The sequence below is a fragment of the Bradyrhizobium sp. Kon56 genome, from assembly GCF_055807635.1.
In genome coordinates, this window is sequence record NZ_JBVVOU010000141.1 from 1 (window position 1) to 526 (window position 526).

The following is a 526-nucleotide window of genomic DNA, read 5'->3' on the forward strand; positions in this document are numbered from 1 at the left end:
GCGCAGGGCAAAACTTGTAATTAGTCCCTGATCTTGTATGGTTGGTTCCCTTTTGAATCTGAGCCTTGCGGGTCTGTTACGGCCCAACTCGACCTTGGCCGGGTCCAGCGTCGGTACCGGCGGCAGGGGTTTGAGCGCTTCGTTCAGCGGCGCGGCGGCCAGCGGCGCGCCGATGCCCAGGCACAAGGCGAAAATAAAACCGGAACAGGCAGTTGAAACAGGGCTCAAGCGAGCACTCCTTGCGGCTTGGGGGTTATGGATCTGGCACCGGTGTCGCGCAACCCACGGGCAGCAACTCCCTTCATTGGCGCCACAACAAAGCTGGCTGAAGGTGCGATGACAGCATAGCCGAGCTCTCTTGATATCGACGGCCAGTTGGCGTCAAATCAACAGCGTTTTCGCGTTGTCGGCCCGGATCGGCACGGCAGCGGTTCAATTGAGTTTAACGTTGTTTAATGTGAAGGCCAAGCGGCTGGGGGAAAAAGGCTTGTTCGCCACGCTGTATGCCGGCATTCGCGCGGATATG

1 protein-coding gene is annotated in these 526 nt (G+C 58.6%); it reads right to left on the reverse strand.

Annotated features, from left to right (window positions below):
- Positions 1 to 228: hypothetical protein (locus AC0L3B_RS38325; RefSeq protein ID WP_473382764.1), on the reverse strand; the 228-nt coding region annotated here is incomplete at its 3' end.
- Positions 229 to 526 lie beyond the last annotated feature (298 nt).